Source organism: Micromonospora rhizosphaerae, from assembly GCF_900091465.1.
GTDB lineage: Bacteria > Actinomycetota > Actinomycetes > Mycobacteriales > Micromonosporaceae > Micromonospora > Micromonospora rhizosphaerae.
Genome location: NZ_FMHV01000002.1, coordinates 4641476 through 4656873, shown reverse-complemented (window position 1 = coordinate 4656873; position 15398 = coordinate 4641476). Strand labels below are relative to the sequence as shown.

Here is a 15398-nt window from a genome sequence, read left to right as displayed (position 1 = left end):
GGATGCGGCGGCGTAGCGTGCGGGACTGTCAGACCCGGCCGAGGGCGGTCAGGGCGTACTCGCCGTAGTCGGCGACCCGGGTGAAACCCAGCCGCTCGTACAGCCGCACCGCCGCGGCGTTGTCCGCCTTCACGTTCAACGTGACGTGGTCGACGCTGGCGCGCAGCCGTCCGCACAGCGCCGCCACCGCCGCGGCGGCCAACCCGCGCCCCCGTGCCCGGGGGTGGGTGGTGACGTTGCCCAGCGCCGCCACCCGCCACGTGGGGGACCAGACGTGCACCCCGGCCACGGCGACGAGGTCGCCGCCCTGCCGGATCCCCAGGTACTGGCCGGTGTCCAGCATCCGCGGATCGAACCAGTTACCCGGGTACCCCGCGGCGTACAGCTCGTGCAGCTGTGGCAGGTCCGTCGCCGACAGCGGCTCACCGGCGGGCTGCACCGCGGCCAGGCGCGCCGGATCCGTCAACACCATCTTGAGGTGTGCCGTGGCCGCGTCGACCCGGAACCAGGGCGTCAGCACCGGGTCCAGGCCAGGGGAGAGGTGGGCGTACAGCCGGGCGGGCAGCATCGGCGCCAGCTCGGTCAGCAACGCCGCCAGCTGCGCGGTCCGCTCCGGCGGCGCGAACGCCAGCAGCGTCGGCAGCTCGACGCCGTGGTAGAGCAACGCCACCTGGTCGTCCCGGCGGAACCAGGAGGTGTACGGCCAGAAGAAGTCGTCGAGGTCGCCGAGCTGGTAGGCGTGCAGCACCGGATCCCGACCCAGCAGCTCGGCCAGGACGGCCCGGTCGTGTTCGGCGCGTACCGGCATCCGCCGATGATCACACAGCGCCGGTCAGCAGCCCGCGCCGCGGCCCGGCTCGGCGGGCAGGTACTGCTCGGCCCAGCGCGCGAGGCCGTCCAGGGCCGACACCAGCGCCGCGCCCCGTTCGGTCAGCCGGCCAGCCACTGGTCGTAGCCGAGCTTGCCGACCAGCGCCAGCACCACCACCAGCAGGACCACCCGGACGAAGCCGGAGCCGCGCCGCAGCGCCATCCGTGCGCCCAGCGCGGCTCCGGCGACGTTGCACACCGCCATCGCCGCACCCAGCAGCCACCACACGTGACCGCTGGCCGCGAACACCACCAGCGCCCCCAGGTTGGTGCCGGCGTTGACCACCTTCGCCATCGCCGAGCCGTGCACGAAGTCAGCCCCCACCAGCGCAGTGAACGCCAGCACCAGGAAGGTTCCCGTGCCCGGGCCGATCAGACCGTCGTACAGGGCGATGCCCGCCCCGGCCACCGCCACCGCCGCCACCACCCGGCCCGGCGTGCGCCGCCACGGCTGCGCCACCACCCCGAGCCGCGGCCGCAGCAGCACGAACAGCGCCACCGATGCCAGCACCACCAGCACCACCGGCCGGTACGCCCCGGTCGGCACCGCCCCGGCCAACGCCGCACCCAGCCCGGACATCAGCACCGCCAGCCCCGCCGACGGACCCGCCACCGCCCAGTCCAGCTTCGTGCGCCGCGCGTACGTCACCGCCGCGGTGGACGTGCCGGAGATCGCGGCGAGCTTGTTCGTGCCCAGCGCCGTGGCCAACGGCACCCCGGGCGCGGCCACCAGCAGCGCCGGCAGCAGCACCAGCCCGCCCCCGCCGACCACGGCGTCCACCCATCCCGCCATCGCGGCCGCGGTGAGCAGGGTGGTCAGCGTCAAGGGGTCCACGGGCGGCCATTCTTCCGACCCCGACCGACCCGACGAGGCGGCCTGTGGCCAGGCTCACCGCCCGCGTCAGCCGGCCGCGGCCCGCCGCAGCGCCGCCACCAGCCCCCGCACCCCGGGCGACAGAGGCGCCGCGTCGCGTACCGCGACGTGGATCGACCGGACCGGCCGGGGGTTGCCGACCTCCCGCACCACCACCTGCGGATCGGGGCTGCCCAGCGCGATCCGTGGCACCAGGCTCACCCCGAGGCCGGCGGCCACGAAGCCCTGCGCCGTGGTGTAGTCCTCGCTCTCCACCACCACATCCGGGCTGAATCCGGCCGCCGCGCAGGCGTCCAGCACGGCGTCGCGGCACGGCCCCGGCGGCTCGCAGCCCACCCACGGCTCCCGCGCCAGCTCCGCCAGCGCCAGTACCGGCCGGCCGGCGAGCGGGTGCGTGCGCGGCAGCACCGCGTCGTACGCGTCGTCGCACAGATGCGTGAAGCGGACCCCGTCCACCGGCCGCGCCGCCCCGGAACGCACCACCAGCACCACGTCGACCCGCCCGTCCACCAGCTCCGGCAACGGGTCCTCGACGCCCGTCAGCCCCAGCTCCACGCGCACCCCCGGGTGCTCTCGGCGCAGCGCCGCCACCGCCGGGGCCACCAGTCGCGCCCCCGCCGTCGCGAAGTACCGCACCACCACCCGCCCGGTACGGCCCGCGCGCAGATCCGCCAACGCGGTCTCCGCCTCCGCCACCTGCCGGCTGATCACGGCCGCGTACCCGGACAGCAGCCGGCCCGCGTCCGTGGCCCGAACACCCCGCCCGGTCCGCTCGAGCAGCACCACTCCGGCCTCCCGCTCCAGCACGGCCAACTGCTGACTGACCGCGGACGGGGTGTAGCCGAGATGGCGGGCGGCCGCGCTGACCGACCCACTGGCCACGACCGCCCGCAACACCTGCAACCGCCGTACATCGAGCATGAAGTGCAGCTTAAGGCAGCTTGCAGTTATTGTCGCTTGTCTAACAGGTCGGGTCGGGGGAGCGTACCCCCATGACCGCCACCACCGTCCGGGCCGCCGCCCTGACCCTGCTCTGGGGATCGGCGTTCCTGTGGACCAAGCTCGCCCTCGACGGCGGCCTCACCCCCGTCCACGTCACCGTCGTCCGGTGCGCCCTCGGCGCGGCGGTCCTGCTCGCCCTGGCCCGCGCCGCCGGCCAACGGCTGCCCCGCGACGGCACCACCTGGCGGCACCTCATCGTCGCCGCGCTGCTCTGCAACGCCCTGCCGTTCCTGCTCATCAGCATCGGCGAACAGACCGTGGACACCGGTCTCGCCGGAATCCTGCACGCCACCACGCCCCTGTGGTCCCTGCTCCTCGGCCTCGCCGTCGGCACCGAACGCGGCATCCGGCCGGCACGGCTGACCGGCCTGCTGCTCGGCTTCGCCGGCACCGTGCTGATCTTCGCCCCCTGGCAGCGGCACACCCAGACCGGCTGGGGCGTCGCCGCCCTGCTCGCCGCCGCCGCAGCCACAGACCGACCGACGCCACCGCCACGAACACCAGCATCGAACAGACCAACGCCCTGATCACCCGGCAACCCTGCCACAGCGTCATAGGGTGCAGGTGTGCGCCTGGCCACCTTCAACCTGCTGCACGGACGATCCCTCACCGACGGACTCGTCGACCCGGACCGGCTCGCCGCCGCGGTCACCGCCCTCGACGTGGACATCCTCGCCCTGCAGGAGGTGGACCGCGACCAGTCCCGCAGCGGCAACCTGGACCTCACGGCCATCGCCGCCCGCGCCCTCGACGCCCCCGAACACCACTTCGCCGCCGCCGTCGTCGGCACCCCCGGCGAACAGTTCCGCCCGCTGACCCACGACGACGACGGCCATGGCGAACCCTGCTACGGCGTCGGCCTGGTCAGCCGCTACCCCGTCCGTTCCTGGCAGGTAACCCGGCTGCGTCCCGCCCCCGTACGCTCCCCGGTCCACGTCCCCGAAACCAGCGGGGGGGTCATCCACCTCCTGCGCGACGAACCCCGCGTCGTCCTCGCCGCCGTCCTGGACACCCCGCACGGCCCGCTCACCGTCGCCGCCACCCACCTGTCCTTCGTCCCCGGCTGGAACGTCCACCAGCTCCGCCGCGTCGTGCGGGCCCTGCGCGCCCTACCCGCGCCGCGGATCCTGCTCGGCGACCTCAACCTCCCCGCCGGCGCCGCCGCGCTGCTGTCCCGCTGGCGGCCGCTCGGCCGACGCCCCACCTACCCGGCCGGGGAACCCCACGTGCAACTCGACCACATCCTCGCCGACCGGCAGGGCCTGGACCGGCTGCCGCCGGTCACCGCGGTCGACACCCCGCTGTCCACCATCTCCGACCACCGGCCGCTCATCGTCGACCTCGGCTGAGCACCGCTCAGCCCATGCCCGCGGCCCGCTGCGCCGCCCGCACCGCGTTGCGGAACAACATCGCCACCGTCGTCGGACCCACCCCGCCGACCCGCGGCGTGATCGCCCCCGCCACCCGCGCACAGGACTCGTCCACGTCGGGCAGCAGGCGCCGACCCTCGTACCGCACGCCGCCGCCGACCACCACCGCACCCGGGCGTACGTGCTCCGGCTGGATGATCCCCGGCACCCCGGCCGCGGCCACCAGGATATCCGCCCGCCGTGTGTACCGCGGCCAGTCTGCCACCCCGGTGTGCACCACCGTCACCGCCGCGTTCGCCGTCGGTCGCTTCTGCGCCAGCAGCATCGCCAACGGCCGGCCCAACGTCGCCCCCCGCCCGAGGATCACCACCTCCCGGCCCGACACCGGCACCCCGTGGAACGCGAGCAACGCCTCGATCCCCGCCGGCGTGTTCGGCAACGGACCCGGCAACCCCAACGCCAGGCGACCCATGTTCACCGGGTGCATCCCGTCCACGTCCTTGTCCGGATCGAGGACCTGCAACGCCCGGTCATAGTCCAGGTGCCCCGGGATCGGATGCTGCACCAGCACACCGTGCACGTCCTTGTCGGCGCTGAAGTCCTCCAGCACCCGGCGCAGATCCGCCTGCGACGCCGACGCCGGCAGATGCACGTGCGGCGACGCGAAACCCAACTCAGCCGCCCGCCGCTGCTTGATCCGGATGTACCCGGCGCTCGCCTCGTCGTCGCCCACCAGCACCGTCGCCAACGCCGGCGTCACCCCCGCCGCGCGCAGCGCCAGCACACCCTCGGCCACCTCGGCCAGGATCTGCTCCGCCACCGGCCCACCCGGCAGCAGCCGAGCCGTCGTACCCGCAGAAGACATGGCTCACCTCGCCCGCGGAGGCCCAGGCGGTCGACCTCCGCGACGAGCTCCCCGATGGTTGAAGCCATCCCCGTGCCGCCAGTCGCGTCACCGTCAGCCTGCCACACGCCGACCGCCGGCATCGTCAGCGGGCGGCGGCGGCGCACGTGGCCGTGCCATCCCGTCGCCTCATCGACGGGATCGGGGGCTGGTGCGAGACCGGCTGAGCCGGCCGGCCGGACCCAGAGGAGTCCGTCCGGCCGGCTGCCGAACCGACTCGGTCAGGGGCAGGCCGCCGTACCGCCGTTGGCGACCGACCTGATCCCCGGGGCGTCGCGGACCGTCCGGAAGTTGGTCCGGAAGGCGTCGAACACGGTGGAGTCCTCGAGCTGCAGCAGGGTCTCGTCGGACTGACGCAGCGAGTTGTAGCTGAAGTTGTGACTGCCGACCCAGGTGATGGTCCGGTCCGCGCGGCCGTAGTAGTTGCCCTCGACCTGAAGGTACTTGCTGTGCGTCCAGACGCTGTCGCCGATGCAGTAGTACTTGACGACCGGCCCGCCGTAGGGGCTGCTCGTGGCGGCGAGGAGGTTCTTCATGGCGCCGGCTTCGGACTTGCTGTTCTGGTCGTATCGCTCCACCACCTCGACGTAGCAGCCCGCGTTGTCCAACTCCCACAGCTTCGAGGCGATGTAGGTGCGGCTGAAAATGGCCTGGTTGACCCGGATGATGGTGCGGTGGCTGCCGTCCTGCGTGCCCACGACGGAGTTGCCGAAGCAGGAGACGTGGTTGAGCGCCGTCATGATCGTGTCTTCGCTCGCGTCGTCGTACGGCTGTCCGTTGCTTTCCTGCCGCGGATAGAAATGGACCTTCGCGTTCCCGGAGGTCACCGCGGGCCGGCCGGTGTCGTAGGTGTTGTTGTTGACCCCGCGAGCCTTGAGGTCGTCGAAGTAGCCGCTGTAGGCGTTGTAGATGTTGGTGTTTCCCACCAGCACGAGCGCGGCGTTCCACCCCGCGAGTCCGTCCCGACCGGTGTGCAGGTTTGCCGTCGACTGGACCACCACGTCGGAGGCGCCCTGGGTGCTGGAGAACAGGAAGAACTTGTCGTGGTTGATCGACCCGACCTTGCTCAGCACCCGGTCGCCGATGCAACCGCGGCCCGCCGGACAGAACAGAATCCACGACGGCGCGCTGAGGTCGGTGCCGAGCGCCGTCACCAGGGAGGCGTACGGCGCCTTGGCGGGGTCGTTGTCGTTGAAGATGACCTGAACCTCGACCCCCCGGTTCTTCGCCGCGATCAGGGCGTTCGGCACGGTGGCGTCGGACGCGTAGAACATCGACATCCTGATGCGGGAGCCGGCTGGCGCGCCGTCGATCAACTCCACGAGGCGCGTCTGGATCGCCGCCTTCTCATCGGCTGTACCGAGCGGATTGTTGAAGACGGCGGTGGTGGTCGGTGCCGCGATCGCGGGCTGCACGCCGACGGACAATGCCGCGGCCACGAGGCACGCGAACGCGGCGAACGACGACATGACCTTGCGTAGCGACACGGACCCTCCTGAACTCACAGCGCCTGCCAATGAAAGGGATGTATTACGAAGATCGTGATCAGATCCGGTCGCTTTCCGGATCCTCCCCAGGGCCCGCCGTCGGCTGCGAAGCCACGACCGCGGTGGCGGTGACCACGATGCCCAGTGGGATGAGATTCCGGTCACGCCGGCCGGCCGGCCGGTTGTCCCCGAAGAACCCCTCCACCAGGGCGATGCCTCCGTCGCGGGGACTGCCGTGCCGTCTCCATGGGTGGCGACTCTAGCCCGCGAGTTCGCCCAGGCCCGGATCATGGCAACCGGGGGGTCATGGGCTCGTTGCGCCGGGCAGTCGGTCCTTCCTGGCCTCGCCGACCGGCCTTGCCCGTTTCTCCCGGTATCGCGCCGCAAGCGCGGGATCGTCGGCGATTTCCAGGTTGAGCGCCCGGATCGGCGCCTCGGACGCCGGGTCGGCGAGCTCGGCGGCGGTGGCGCACATCACGGTCTTGAGCGTCTCGATATCGCCCATGTCGGACAAGGCGATCCCGTCCGCGGCCTTGGCTCAGCTCCAGGAACGAGTCGAAAATCACCGTCCCCTTGGATTACTGCTAGCCGCGCGTGTGCTCGATCTCCCTCAGACCCAGCCACGACGCCAACGCCTCCAGCTCGGCCCGCACCGCCTTGGCTGAATCGGCGTTGAACGGCACGTCCCCGTGCACCGCGTGCACCCGCAATACCGACGCCTTCCGGTCCGCCGTCGCGTCCACCTTGCCGACCAGCTCATCGTGGTGCAGCACGGGCAGCGCGAAGTAGCCCCAGCGCCGCTTCGCCTTCGGCACGTACATCTCCAGGTGGTACTCGAACCCGAACAGCTCCCACGCCCGCTTCCGGTCGTGCACCAGCCGGTCGAACGGCGACAGCAACACCGTACGCCCCGCGAACGGCCGACCGACCGCCTCAGAATCGACCCGCCACACCCCCGACGTGCCCTCCACCACCGCCGGCTCGCCCGCCTCACCGACCACCGACGCCCGGGCCACACCCAGCGACCGCAACCGCCGCTCGTCCCGCCGACGCAGCGCCTCCGCCGCCGGAACCACCGGCGTACCCGCCGGATACACCCGCTCCGCCAGATCCCACAACCGCTGCCGACCCACCCGCCCGGAGATCGCGATCTCCCGCCGCGCGGCCAGGAACTCCAGCATCTGCGTGACGTTGCGATTGTTCGTCCACCCGGTCGACGGCCACGGCACCACACTGCGATCCGGCACGTCCCGCGACAGCAGCGGCCCCGAATCCCGCAGCAGATCCAGCACGTACCGCCGGAACGACTCGTTCGCCCGCAACCACTCCCGCCGCCGCTGTTCCTCGGGCCACGCCGCCATCTCCGCCAGGTACAGCCCCAGGTCCGCCATCGGCCGCACCATCGCCCGATGCTCGAACAACGTTCGATCCCGTTCCACCGCCCGCAGCAGATCCGCCGGTTCGTACCCCGCACCCAGCCGGCTCCACGCCACCAGATCGGCACTCGGCGCCACCGCCGCCGTCGGATCCAACTGCAGGAACGTCAACCGCTCCACGACCGGCAGCAGCCCAGTCGGGCGCGCCGCGTCGAGCAGCTGGGCGCGGACCGCGATCCGCCGGGCTTCATCACGATCCAGCCGCAGGGGAGCCATGCCCCGACGCTAGAGCTCCGGTCCGACAACGCGCCCGCCCACCAACCCCGCCAACGCCCGGTTCACGCAGTTGGATCGCACCGCCGCGCTGCTGACCGGGCGAACGCCGCCCGCATGACCCAGGGGAGAGAGCGGTGACGCCGAACGCGGCCGTCCCGGGATCGCGGGCAGCGACCCCGGGACGGTATGTCAGACGCCGGCGGGCTCGCGCTCCCTGGCCGGCGTGTTGCGCGGTCGCAACCTCGCCAGCGACGGGCCCGCCGCCAGCAGGGCGGCGAGGGCCAGCACGACGAGGGCGATGGGGTGTGAGAGGACGATCAGCAGGTCACCGTCACCGAGGGCGGAGGTCTGGGTCAGCGCCTTCTCGAAGAGGGGCCCGATGACCAGGCCGAGGACAAGGGGCGCCATCGGCAGGTTGTAGAGCTTCATGAAGTATCCAGCGACGCCCGCGACGAAGACGACCCAGACACTGAACATGTTGTTGTCGATCGAGTACGCGCCGACGAAGCTCGTGAACAGGATGATCGGGTACAGGTACGCGTACGGGATCCGCAGCATCTGGGCGAAGATCGGGGCCATCGGCAGGTTGAGCACCAGGAGCATCACGTTGCCGATGAAGAACGAGACCAGCAGCCCCCACACCAGCGTCGGCTGGTTCTGGAAGAGGAGCGGGCCCGGCTGCAAACCGTAGATGGTGAATGCGCCCAGCAGGACGGCGGTCGTGCCGCCGCCCGGGAGGCCGAGGGTGAGCGTCGGCACGAAGTTCGCGTTGGCCGCCGCGTTGTTGGCGCTCTCCGGCGAGGCCACACCTTCGATGGCCCCCTGACCGAGCTGGCTCCTGTTCCGGGAGACCCGCTTCTCGACGCCGTAGGCGATGAAGGAGGCGAGGGTCGAACCGGACCCGGGCAGGCAGCCGAGGAGGAATCCCAGGACGCTGCCGCGTCCGATCGGACCGATACTGCGCCGCAGTTCGCTTCTGGTGATGAGCAGCTCCCGGAAGCGGGTCCGGATCGGCACCGCCGCGCCGATGCGAATCTGGTACATGACCTCGCCGACGGCGAACAGCCCGATCATGACCTCGACGAACGGTACGCCGCTGAGCAGGTTGACGCTGTCGAACGTGAACCGTGACGTGCCCGTCCCGGCGTCCAGCCCGACGGTCGCCAGCAGCAGCCCGGCCGCGGCCATCGCCAAGCCGCGGATTCTCGAATTCCCCGAGAAGCTGACGATGGTGGCCAGGCCCAGGATCATGATCGCCAGGTTCTCGACGGGGCCGAACTTCAACGCGAAGTCGGCGAAGGGCGGCGCGACCACCATCAGGAGGACCAGCGAGAAGATGGCGGCCACGAAGGAGCCGATGGCGGCGATGGACAGTGCCGCGCCGGCCCTCCCGCGCCTCGCCATCTGATAGCCGTCAAGCGTCGTCACGACGCTCGACGCCTCACCCGGAGTGGAGATCAGCACCGACGTGATGGTTCCGCCGTACTGCGCGCCGTAGTAGATCCCGGCGAGCATGATGAGCGCGGTCACGGGCTCGAAGTCCAGGGTCAGTGGCAGGAGCACGGCCACGCCGGTGGTCGACCCCAACCCCGGCAGCAATCCGATCACGGTGCCCGCGAGAACGCCGACGAAGCACCAGAGCAGGTTCTGGGGCGTCAACGCGGTCTGGAACCCGAGAATGACGTTGTCGATCACCGCTCAGCCTTCCGTTCCCACTCCGAGCAGCCCCCCGGGAAGGGGGACGTGCAGGAACAACCCGAACACGCCGTAGATCAGCCCCGTGGCGACGGCCGCGATCACCGCGGACTTCAGCAGCGCCTGCCGTTCGACCCAGGTCGAGATCACGAAGACAAGGCCGCCGAACGCGGCCAGAAAGCCGACCACCTGCACGAGCAGGATCGCGCCGAGGGTCAGTCCGAAGACCTTCCAGAGGTTGCGGATCCGCTCCCGCCCGCTGCGCCCGCTGATGTCGACGTCGTCGTCCGTACCGCTCTCCATCGGGTCGGTGTCCCCGGCGGCGTGCGGCCCGGCCCCGGCAGCAGCCCCGCCCGGACGACTCGGCTGGCCGCGCACGGACCCGAGGGCGACCCAGCCGCAGAGGATCGCGGTCAGGCCGCCGGCGAGGACCGGCAGGAAGCCGGGACCCACCCGACCACCGTCGACGAACACGCCGTAATAGCTGCCTCCCGCCGCGGCAGCGAGGCCGACCACGGCGAGCACGGCATACACCGTCGCCTCGCCGTTGCCGCGGATACGAGCCAGCGTGCTCACTTGCCCTGGGCCTTCTTGAGCATGTCGTTGTTCTCCTTGAGGTACGCCGTGAAGTCATCACCGAACAGCGCGTTCGGCTGCAGGTAGTTGCTGGCGATGTACTGCTTGGCCTTGTCGGACTCGATGAACTTCCTGCTCGCGTCGATCCAGAACTTCCTGGCTCCGTCGCTGATCCCGCCCGGCGCGATCAGGCCACGGAACTGGGCGAACGCGACGTCGATCCCCTGCTCCTTCGCGGTCGGGATGTCCTTCAGCTCGGGGTACTCGTACCGCTTCTCGGAGAACGCGCAGAGCGCCTTGAGTTTCCCGGCCTTGAGCTGCTCGACGACCTCACCGGGGTTGAGGGACGCGACCTGGATCTGGTTGCCCAGCAGCGCCGCGAGCAGTTCCTCGCCCGACTCGAACGGGACCCGGTCGAACTTCGCGCCGGTGTCCTGCTCGGTCAGCGTGAAGACCACGTTGTCCAGGCCGGTCACACCGGAGATGCCCGCGACGACGCGTCCGGACTTGCTGGCGTTCACGACGTCCGCGCACGTCGTCCACGGCGAGTTCGCCGGTACGACGGCGAGGGTGAAGTCGTCGCCGACCTTCATGATCGGGGTGAACCTGGTGTAGTCGAAGGCCACCTTGGTGTTGAGCGGCAGGGCCAGCAGCGCCGTCTCGCTCGGCAGGAGGTAGTTCGGGTCACCCGTCTTGCTCAGGAAGTAGGAGTAGCCGACGGCGCCCGAGCCGCCAACGCGGTTCTCCGTGTTGATCCGGAGGCCGGGGACGACGGCCTCCAAGCCGGCCGCGATCGAGCGGCCGGACATGTCGCTGCCGCCACCCGCCCCGTACGGAACGACCATGGTGACGTTGCCCTTGGGCTTGAATGTCTCGCCGTCGCCTCCGGCGGACTTCTGGCCCTTGGCTTCACCGCACGCCGTCAGGATGAGAACCGACGCGGCCACGACCGCGGTGAGCAGCAAGCTGTTGCGCTTCATGGCGACCCTTTCGTTGGTGGTAGTGGTTGAGCTCGGTGTTCAGGTGGATGGGGTGCTGTCGTGACAAGGTCCCGTGCGGGTCAGCGCGGGACCTTCGTCGCGAACACCCGGCCGGCCTCCTGGGCCACGTCCGTCGCGATGCGCAGCAGATGCAGGTATCCGTCGACGTTCCAGGCGCTGCGCCCGACGAAAAGCCCGGTGACGCCGCGGGTGTGCAGCAGGTCCCTCGCGTTCGCGGTGGTGACGGAACCGCCGTACAGGAGACCGGACGCCACGCCGCTGTACTCCGCGTCGAGGGCCTCGGTGATCTCGGCGACCTCGTCGACCGTGGGCTCCCGACCCCTGTCCCCGATCGCCCAGACGGGTTCGTAGGCGAGCAGCACGCCCGATCCGGCGGGCACCCGATCAAGAGCGGCAGCCACCTGCGAGAGCACGTGCTGTCTCGCACCACCGGCCGTCCGCACCTCGGCGGACTCTCCCACGCAGACCAGCGCTGTCAGGCCGTGGCGAAGAGTCGCCCGCACCTTACGGTTGACGGTCCGATCGGTCTCACCGAAGTGCTCGCGCCGCTCCGAGTGCCCGATCTCGACGAGCGTCGCCCCCGCATCGGCGACCTGCGGCACCGACACCTCGCCGGTCCAGGCTCCGGCGTCCTCCCAATGGGCGTTCTGGGCGCCGACGACGACGGGAGAATCCGGCCCCAAGGCGTCGCGAACCACAGATATCGCGGTCGCCGAGGGGACGACGAACGGCTGCACACCGGGCCAGCCGCCGGCAGCCGCGGCGTCCCTGAGCCGGGTGGCGAACGACACCGCCTCGGCCCGGGTCTTGTTCATCTTCCAGCTGGTGCCGACCCACAGGACCACGGTCAGTCACCCTCGTACGAGCAGATCGCCGCGACCTTGGCCGCGGACGCGGAGTTGGGGTCGAAGGAGTAGGTGAGCCACTCCCGGGCGAGACGGCGGGCCAACTCAAGCCCGATGACGCGTTGGCCGAAGGTGAGCACCTGGGCGTCGTTGGACAGGATGGCTCGTTCGACGGACAACGAGTCGTGAGCCGTGACGGCCCGTACTCCGGGCACCTTGTTCGCGGCGATGGCCACGCCCAGTCCGGTGCCGCACACGAGCAGGGCACGGTCGGCCGTTCCCTCGGCGATCAGTCGCGCGGCGGCGACCGCTATGTGCGGGTAGGCGACGTCCTCGCCCGAGGCGACGCCGACATCGATGACCTCGCGCACCCGCGGGTCGTCGGCCAGGTCGGCCTTGAGCGCCTCCTTGTACCTGAAGCCGGCGCTGTCGGCGCCGACGACGATCCGAAGAGTCATGGCTGCTCCCGGGGTTGGTCGGTGGCGAAGTGAACAGCGAGAGCGCTGACGATCAGGGCGAAGGAGACCGCGCCCGCGTCGGGCGTGCCGATGCTGCCGTCGCCGTGGGTGCGCGCGCGCCCGAGACGCGCGGGTATGTGCGCGGTTACCTCTGCCGCCTGCGTCGCCGCATGCGCAGCGGCCGACCACGCGGCGCCCAGCGGCGTTCCCGCTTCGGTCCGGGCCTCGAGCACCTGCGCGAACGGCACGGCGGCGTCGACCAACGTCTTGTCGCCGGGCTCGGCGCCGCCCAGTCGCATGACGGTCGCGACGGCCGCGCCGCTCGCCCGGACGATGTCATCAGGGGTCGGCACATTCTCGTCGTCCAACGTTCCGGCGGCGGCGGTGAGTGCCGCACCCCACAGGGCGCCCGAGGTGCCGCCGGCCCGTTCGGACCAGGCCTTGGCCGCTTGTATCAGCAGTCCCCGGACACCCGCCCGCTCATCGGCCGCCACCTCGGCCGCCTCTGCGGCGGCCGCGGTGCCGCGCGCCATGCCGATGCCGTGATCTCCGTCGCCGGCGACCGCGTCGATCTCGCCGAGGCGGGCCTCGTGCTGGAGCACGACGTCCCGGACATGGGCCAGTGCCCGCGCGACGCGGGCGGCGCAGGCGCGCGAGGCGGGCGAACCTGGCTGGATGCGCCGCGGAGGCCCGGCGACCGCGAGTACGCGGCGGGGCTGTTCGTCGATGACGGGGCCGCGGTGGAAGGCGGGGGTGTCGGCCGGCGCGACCCAGTACTTTTCGAGGTCGTCGTCGAGGAAGGTGACGGTCAGCGAGAGGCCGGACATGTTCAGGCTGGTGACCTGCTCTCCGACCGTCGGCCGGACGATGGTCAGGCCAGCCTTCCCGAGTTGATGGGCGACTCGACGGTAGACGACGAAGAGTTCCTCGTACTTGACCGAGCCGAGGCCGTTGACCAGGACCGCCACCCGGCCGCTCGACCGGCTGGTCCCGGCCTCGTCGAGGAGCTCGCCAACCAGCAGATCCGCCAGCTCGTCGGCGCCGAGAAGCCGCTGCTTGCCGATTCCGGGCTCGCCGTGGATACCCAGCCCGATCGCCATGTGCCCCGGTTCGACGGTGAACAGGGGGTGTCCGGCCCCGGGAAGGGTGCAGCCGTCGAAGGCGACGCCGAAGGAGAAGGTGGCGTCGTTGGCGCGGCGGCCGATCGCCTCCACCGCATCCAGGTCCAGGCCGTCTTCCGCCGCACCACAAGCGATCTTGAAGACGATCATGTCGCCCGCGACGCCGCGGCGTTGATCACGTTTCTGCGGCGGGGCGGAGACGATGTCATCCGTCACGGCGAGCGTACGGACGTCGATGCCCTCGGCGTGCAGCCGTTCCGCGGCCTGACCGAAGTGCAGGACGTCACCGGCGTAGTTCCCGAAGCCGAGGATGATGCCACCGCCGGCGTCGGCGGCGCGGGCGACGGAGTACACCTGGCTCGCGGACGGCGATGCGAAGATGTTGCCGCAGACGGCACCGTGCGCGAAGCCCGGGCCGACCCAACCGGCGAAGGCCGGGTAGTGGCCCGACCCACCCCCCAGCACCACCGCGACCCTGCCGGCCGGGGTGGCCGATGCGCGGACCACCCCGCCGTGCACCGGGATGACGTGCTCGCAGTGCGCGGCCACGAATCCTTCGAGCGCCTCCCCGGCGAAGTCCGGGGCCACGTTGACCAGGCGGGTCATCGCCGGGCTCCGAGCTTCGCCCGGAGAATGCCGCGCAGGTAGTCACGGTTGCGCGCCGACACGCTCAGCCCGTCACCCCCGTAGTGCTCCACACTGATGGGGCCCTGGAAGCCCGCCTCGAGGGCGATCTCGATCGCGCGCCGGTAGCTGATGAGGCCGGACTCCGCGGGGGCGGGGACCGTGAAGTAGGCGCCGGTCGCCGGGTCATGGTCGCGGTAGTAGTTCTTGACGTGCCAGTAGTTGGCGTACGGGAGGGTCTTCAGGTGCATCTGCTCCCAGTCGTCGATGGGCCGGTGCAGCCGGATGAGGTTGCCGATGTCAGGGTTCAGGCCGACGTTCGGCATGCCGATGGCCTGGACGAGCGCGACGGCGTCCTCCGCCGTGCCCAGCAGGGTGTCCTCGTACATCTCGAGCGAAAGCTGGATACCGAGGCTTGCCGCATGCCGCGCGATGCGCGAGAAGCGGGCGACGGCAAGGTCGAAACTGGCCTCGTCCCGCTGCTGGTCGACGGCCCCGGGTTGGGTCCAGAACCACTCCGCGGCCCGCTGCTGCGCGGTCAGCGGCCGGTGCAGCCCCAGACTGACCACTCCGGTGCCGATGCCCGCCGCGGCCTCGACCGTACGCAGCGCGTAGTCGACGTTGGCCTCGCCGTGCTCCGGGTCGAGGATGCTGCGCCGGACGACCGAGATCGCGGTCACCCCTAGATCCGCGTCCTTGAGCGTGCGGACCAGGTCCTCGCGCTGGCCATCCGTGAGGTCGCCCGGACGCAGCCAGGTGTCGGTGAGATCGACGTGCTCGAACCCGCAGGCGGTGACCTCGCCGAGGACCCTGGCCCATTCGGTGGGGCCGGCGTCCTCGACGGTGATGCCATCGCGAGTGCGTGCCGGGAACTGGATCAGGGCAGCGCCGATGGGCCACTGCTCTGCCGTCCAAACCAT

The 15398-nt window shown here is 71.1% G+C and carries 16 protein-coding genes and 1 riboswitch; of the genes, 2 read left to right on the top strand and 14 right to left on the bottom strand.

From position 1 onward, the window contains the following. Positions 1-28: 28 nt before the first annotated feature. From GA0070624_RS21870 to GA0070624_RS21860, 3 genes are all read right to left on the bottom strand, one after another. Positions 29-808 carry a GNAT family N-acetyltransferase gene (locus tag GA0070624_RS21870; RefSeq protein WP_091343968.1) on the bottom strand — a complete coding sequence of 260 codons (780 nt, stop codon included), beginning with the start codon at positions 806-808 and terminating at the stop codon, positions 29-31. Between the two features lie 122 nt (positions 809-930). After that, positions 931-1704, bottom strand: a complete 774-nt coding sequence (locus GA0070624_RS21865) for a sulfite exporter TauE/SafE family protein (RefSeq protein WP_281181000.1) — start codon at positions 1702-1704, stop codon at positions 931-933. Between the two features lie 66 nt (positions 1705-1770). Then, positions 1771-2664 carry a LysR family transcriptional regulator gene (locus tag GA0070624_RS21860; protein WP_091343966.1) on the bottom strand — a complete coding sequence of 298 codons (894 nt, stop codon included), beginning with the start codon at positions 2662-2664 and terminating at the stop codon, positions 1771-1773. A gap of 71 nt (positions 2665-2735) precedes the next feature. On the opposite strand from GA0070624_RS21860, the gene GA0070624_RS21855 reads away from it, so the two are divergent. Further along, entirely contained in the window at positions 2736-3272 is a 537-nt protein-coding gene (locus GA0070624_RS21855; protein WP_091343964.1) for a DMT family transporter, read from the top strand. Positions 3273-3311: 39 nt separating this feature from the next. Next, complete coding sequence (locus GA0070624_RS21850) at positions 3312-4094, top strand: endonuclease/exonuclease/phosphatase family protein (protein WP_091343962.1); 783 nt, start codon at positions 3312-3314, stop codon at positions 4092-4094. A gap of 7 nt (positions 4095-4101) precedes the next feature. Here the strand turns inward: GA0070624_RS21850 and GA0070624_RS21845 are convergent, their stop codons facing one another. The 11 genes from GA0070624_RS21845 to GA0070624_RS21795 form a co-directional block, all read right to left on the bottom strand. Beyond that, positions 4102-4980: a bifunctional 5,10-methylenetetrahydrofolate dehydrogenase/5,10-methenyltetrahydrofolate cyclohydrolase gene (locus GA0070624_RS21845; RefSeq protein ID WP_091343960.1), complete on the bottom strand. Its 879-nt coding sequence runs from the start codon at positions 4978-4980 to the stop codon at positions 4102-4104. Between the two features lie 13 nt (positions 4981-4993). Next, a riboswitch (ZMP/ZTP riboswitch) is annotated at positions 4994-5076 on the bottom strand. 164 nt (positions 5077-5240) lie between these two features. Then, complete coding sequence (locus GA0070624_RS21840; protein WP_176731815.1) at positions 5241-6506, bottom strand: phospholipase D-like domain-containing protein; 1266 nt, start codon at positions 6504-6506, stop codon at positions 5241-5243. A gap of 304 nt (positions 6507-6810) precedes the next feature. Then, entirely contained in the window at positions 6811-7011 is a 201-nt protein-coding gene (locus GA0070624_RS21835; RefSeq protein WP_091343957.1) for a TetR family transcriptional regulator C-terminal domain-containing protein, read from the bottom strand. Positions 7012-7090: 79 nt separating this feature from the next. After that, positions 7091-8158, bottom strand: coding sequence for a DNA glycosylase AlkZ-like family protein (locus GA0070624_RS21830; protein WP_091343955.1), 1068 nt, complete (start codon positions 8156-8158; stop codon positions 7091-7093). A 189-nt stretch (positions 8159-8347) separates the two neighbouring features. Further along, a complete protein-coding gene (locus GA0070624_RS21825; RefSeq protein ID WP_091343952.1) occupies positions 8348-9853 on the bottom strand; it encodes a tripartite tricarboxylate transporter permease in 1506 nt (501 codons plus the stop codon). Positions 9854-9856: 3 nt separating this feature from the next. Beyond that, positions 9857-10429: a tripartite tricarboxylate transporter TctB family protein gene (locus GA0070624_RS21820; protein ID WP_218105248.1), complete on the bottom strand. Its 573-nt coding sequence runs from the start codon at positions 10427-10429 to the stop codon at positions 9857-9859. Continuing rightward, the gene (locus GA0070624_RS21815) at positions 10426-11409 is read right to left on the bottom strand and encodes a tripartite tricarboxylate transporter substrate binding protein (protein ID WP_091343950.1); all 984 of its coding nucleotides are present in this window, start codon (positions 11407-11409) and stop codon (positions 10426-10428) included. The genes GA0070624_RS21820 and GA0070624_RS21815 overlap by 4 nt, the downstream gene beginning before the upstream one ends. Positions 11410-11489: 80 nt before the next feature. Continuing rightward, entirely contained in the window at positions 11490-12275 is a 786-nt protein-coding gene (locus GA0070624_RS21810) for a triose-phosphate isomerase (protein ID WP_091343948.1), read from the bottom strand. Between the two features lie 2 nt (positions 12276-12277). Then, positions 12278-12733 (bottom strand): ribose-5-phosphate isomerase, encoded by a 456-nt coding sequence (locus tag GA0070624_RS21805; protein WP_091343946.1) that lies wholly within the window; start codon positions 12731-12733, stop codon positions 12278-12280. Next, on the bottom strand, positions 12730-14460 hold the full coding sequence (locus GA0070624_RS21800) for a dihydroxyacetone kinase family protein (RefSeq protein ID WP_091343944.1): 1731 nt from the start codon (positions 14458-14460) through the stop codon (positions 12730-12732). The genes GA0070624_RS21805 and GA0070624_RS21800 overlap by 4 nt, the downstream gene beginning before the upstream one ends. Next, positions 14457-15398, bottom strand: coding sequence for a sugar phosphate isomerase/epimerase family protein (locus GA0070624_RS21795; RefSeq protein WP_091343942.1), 942 nt, complete (start codon positions 15396-15398; stop codon positions 14457-14459). Before GA0070624_RS21795 ends, GA0070624_RS21800 begins: the two co-directional genes overlap by 4 nt.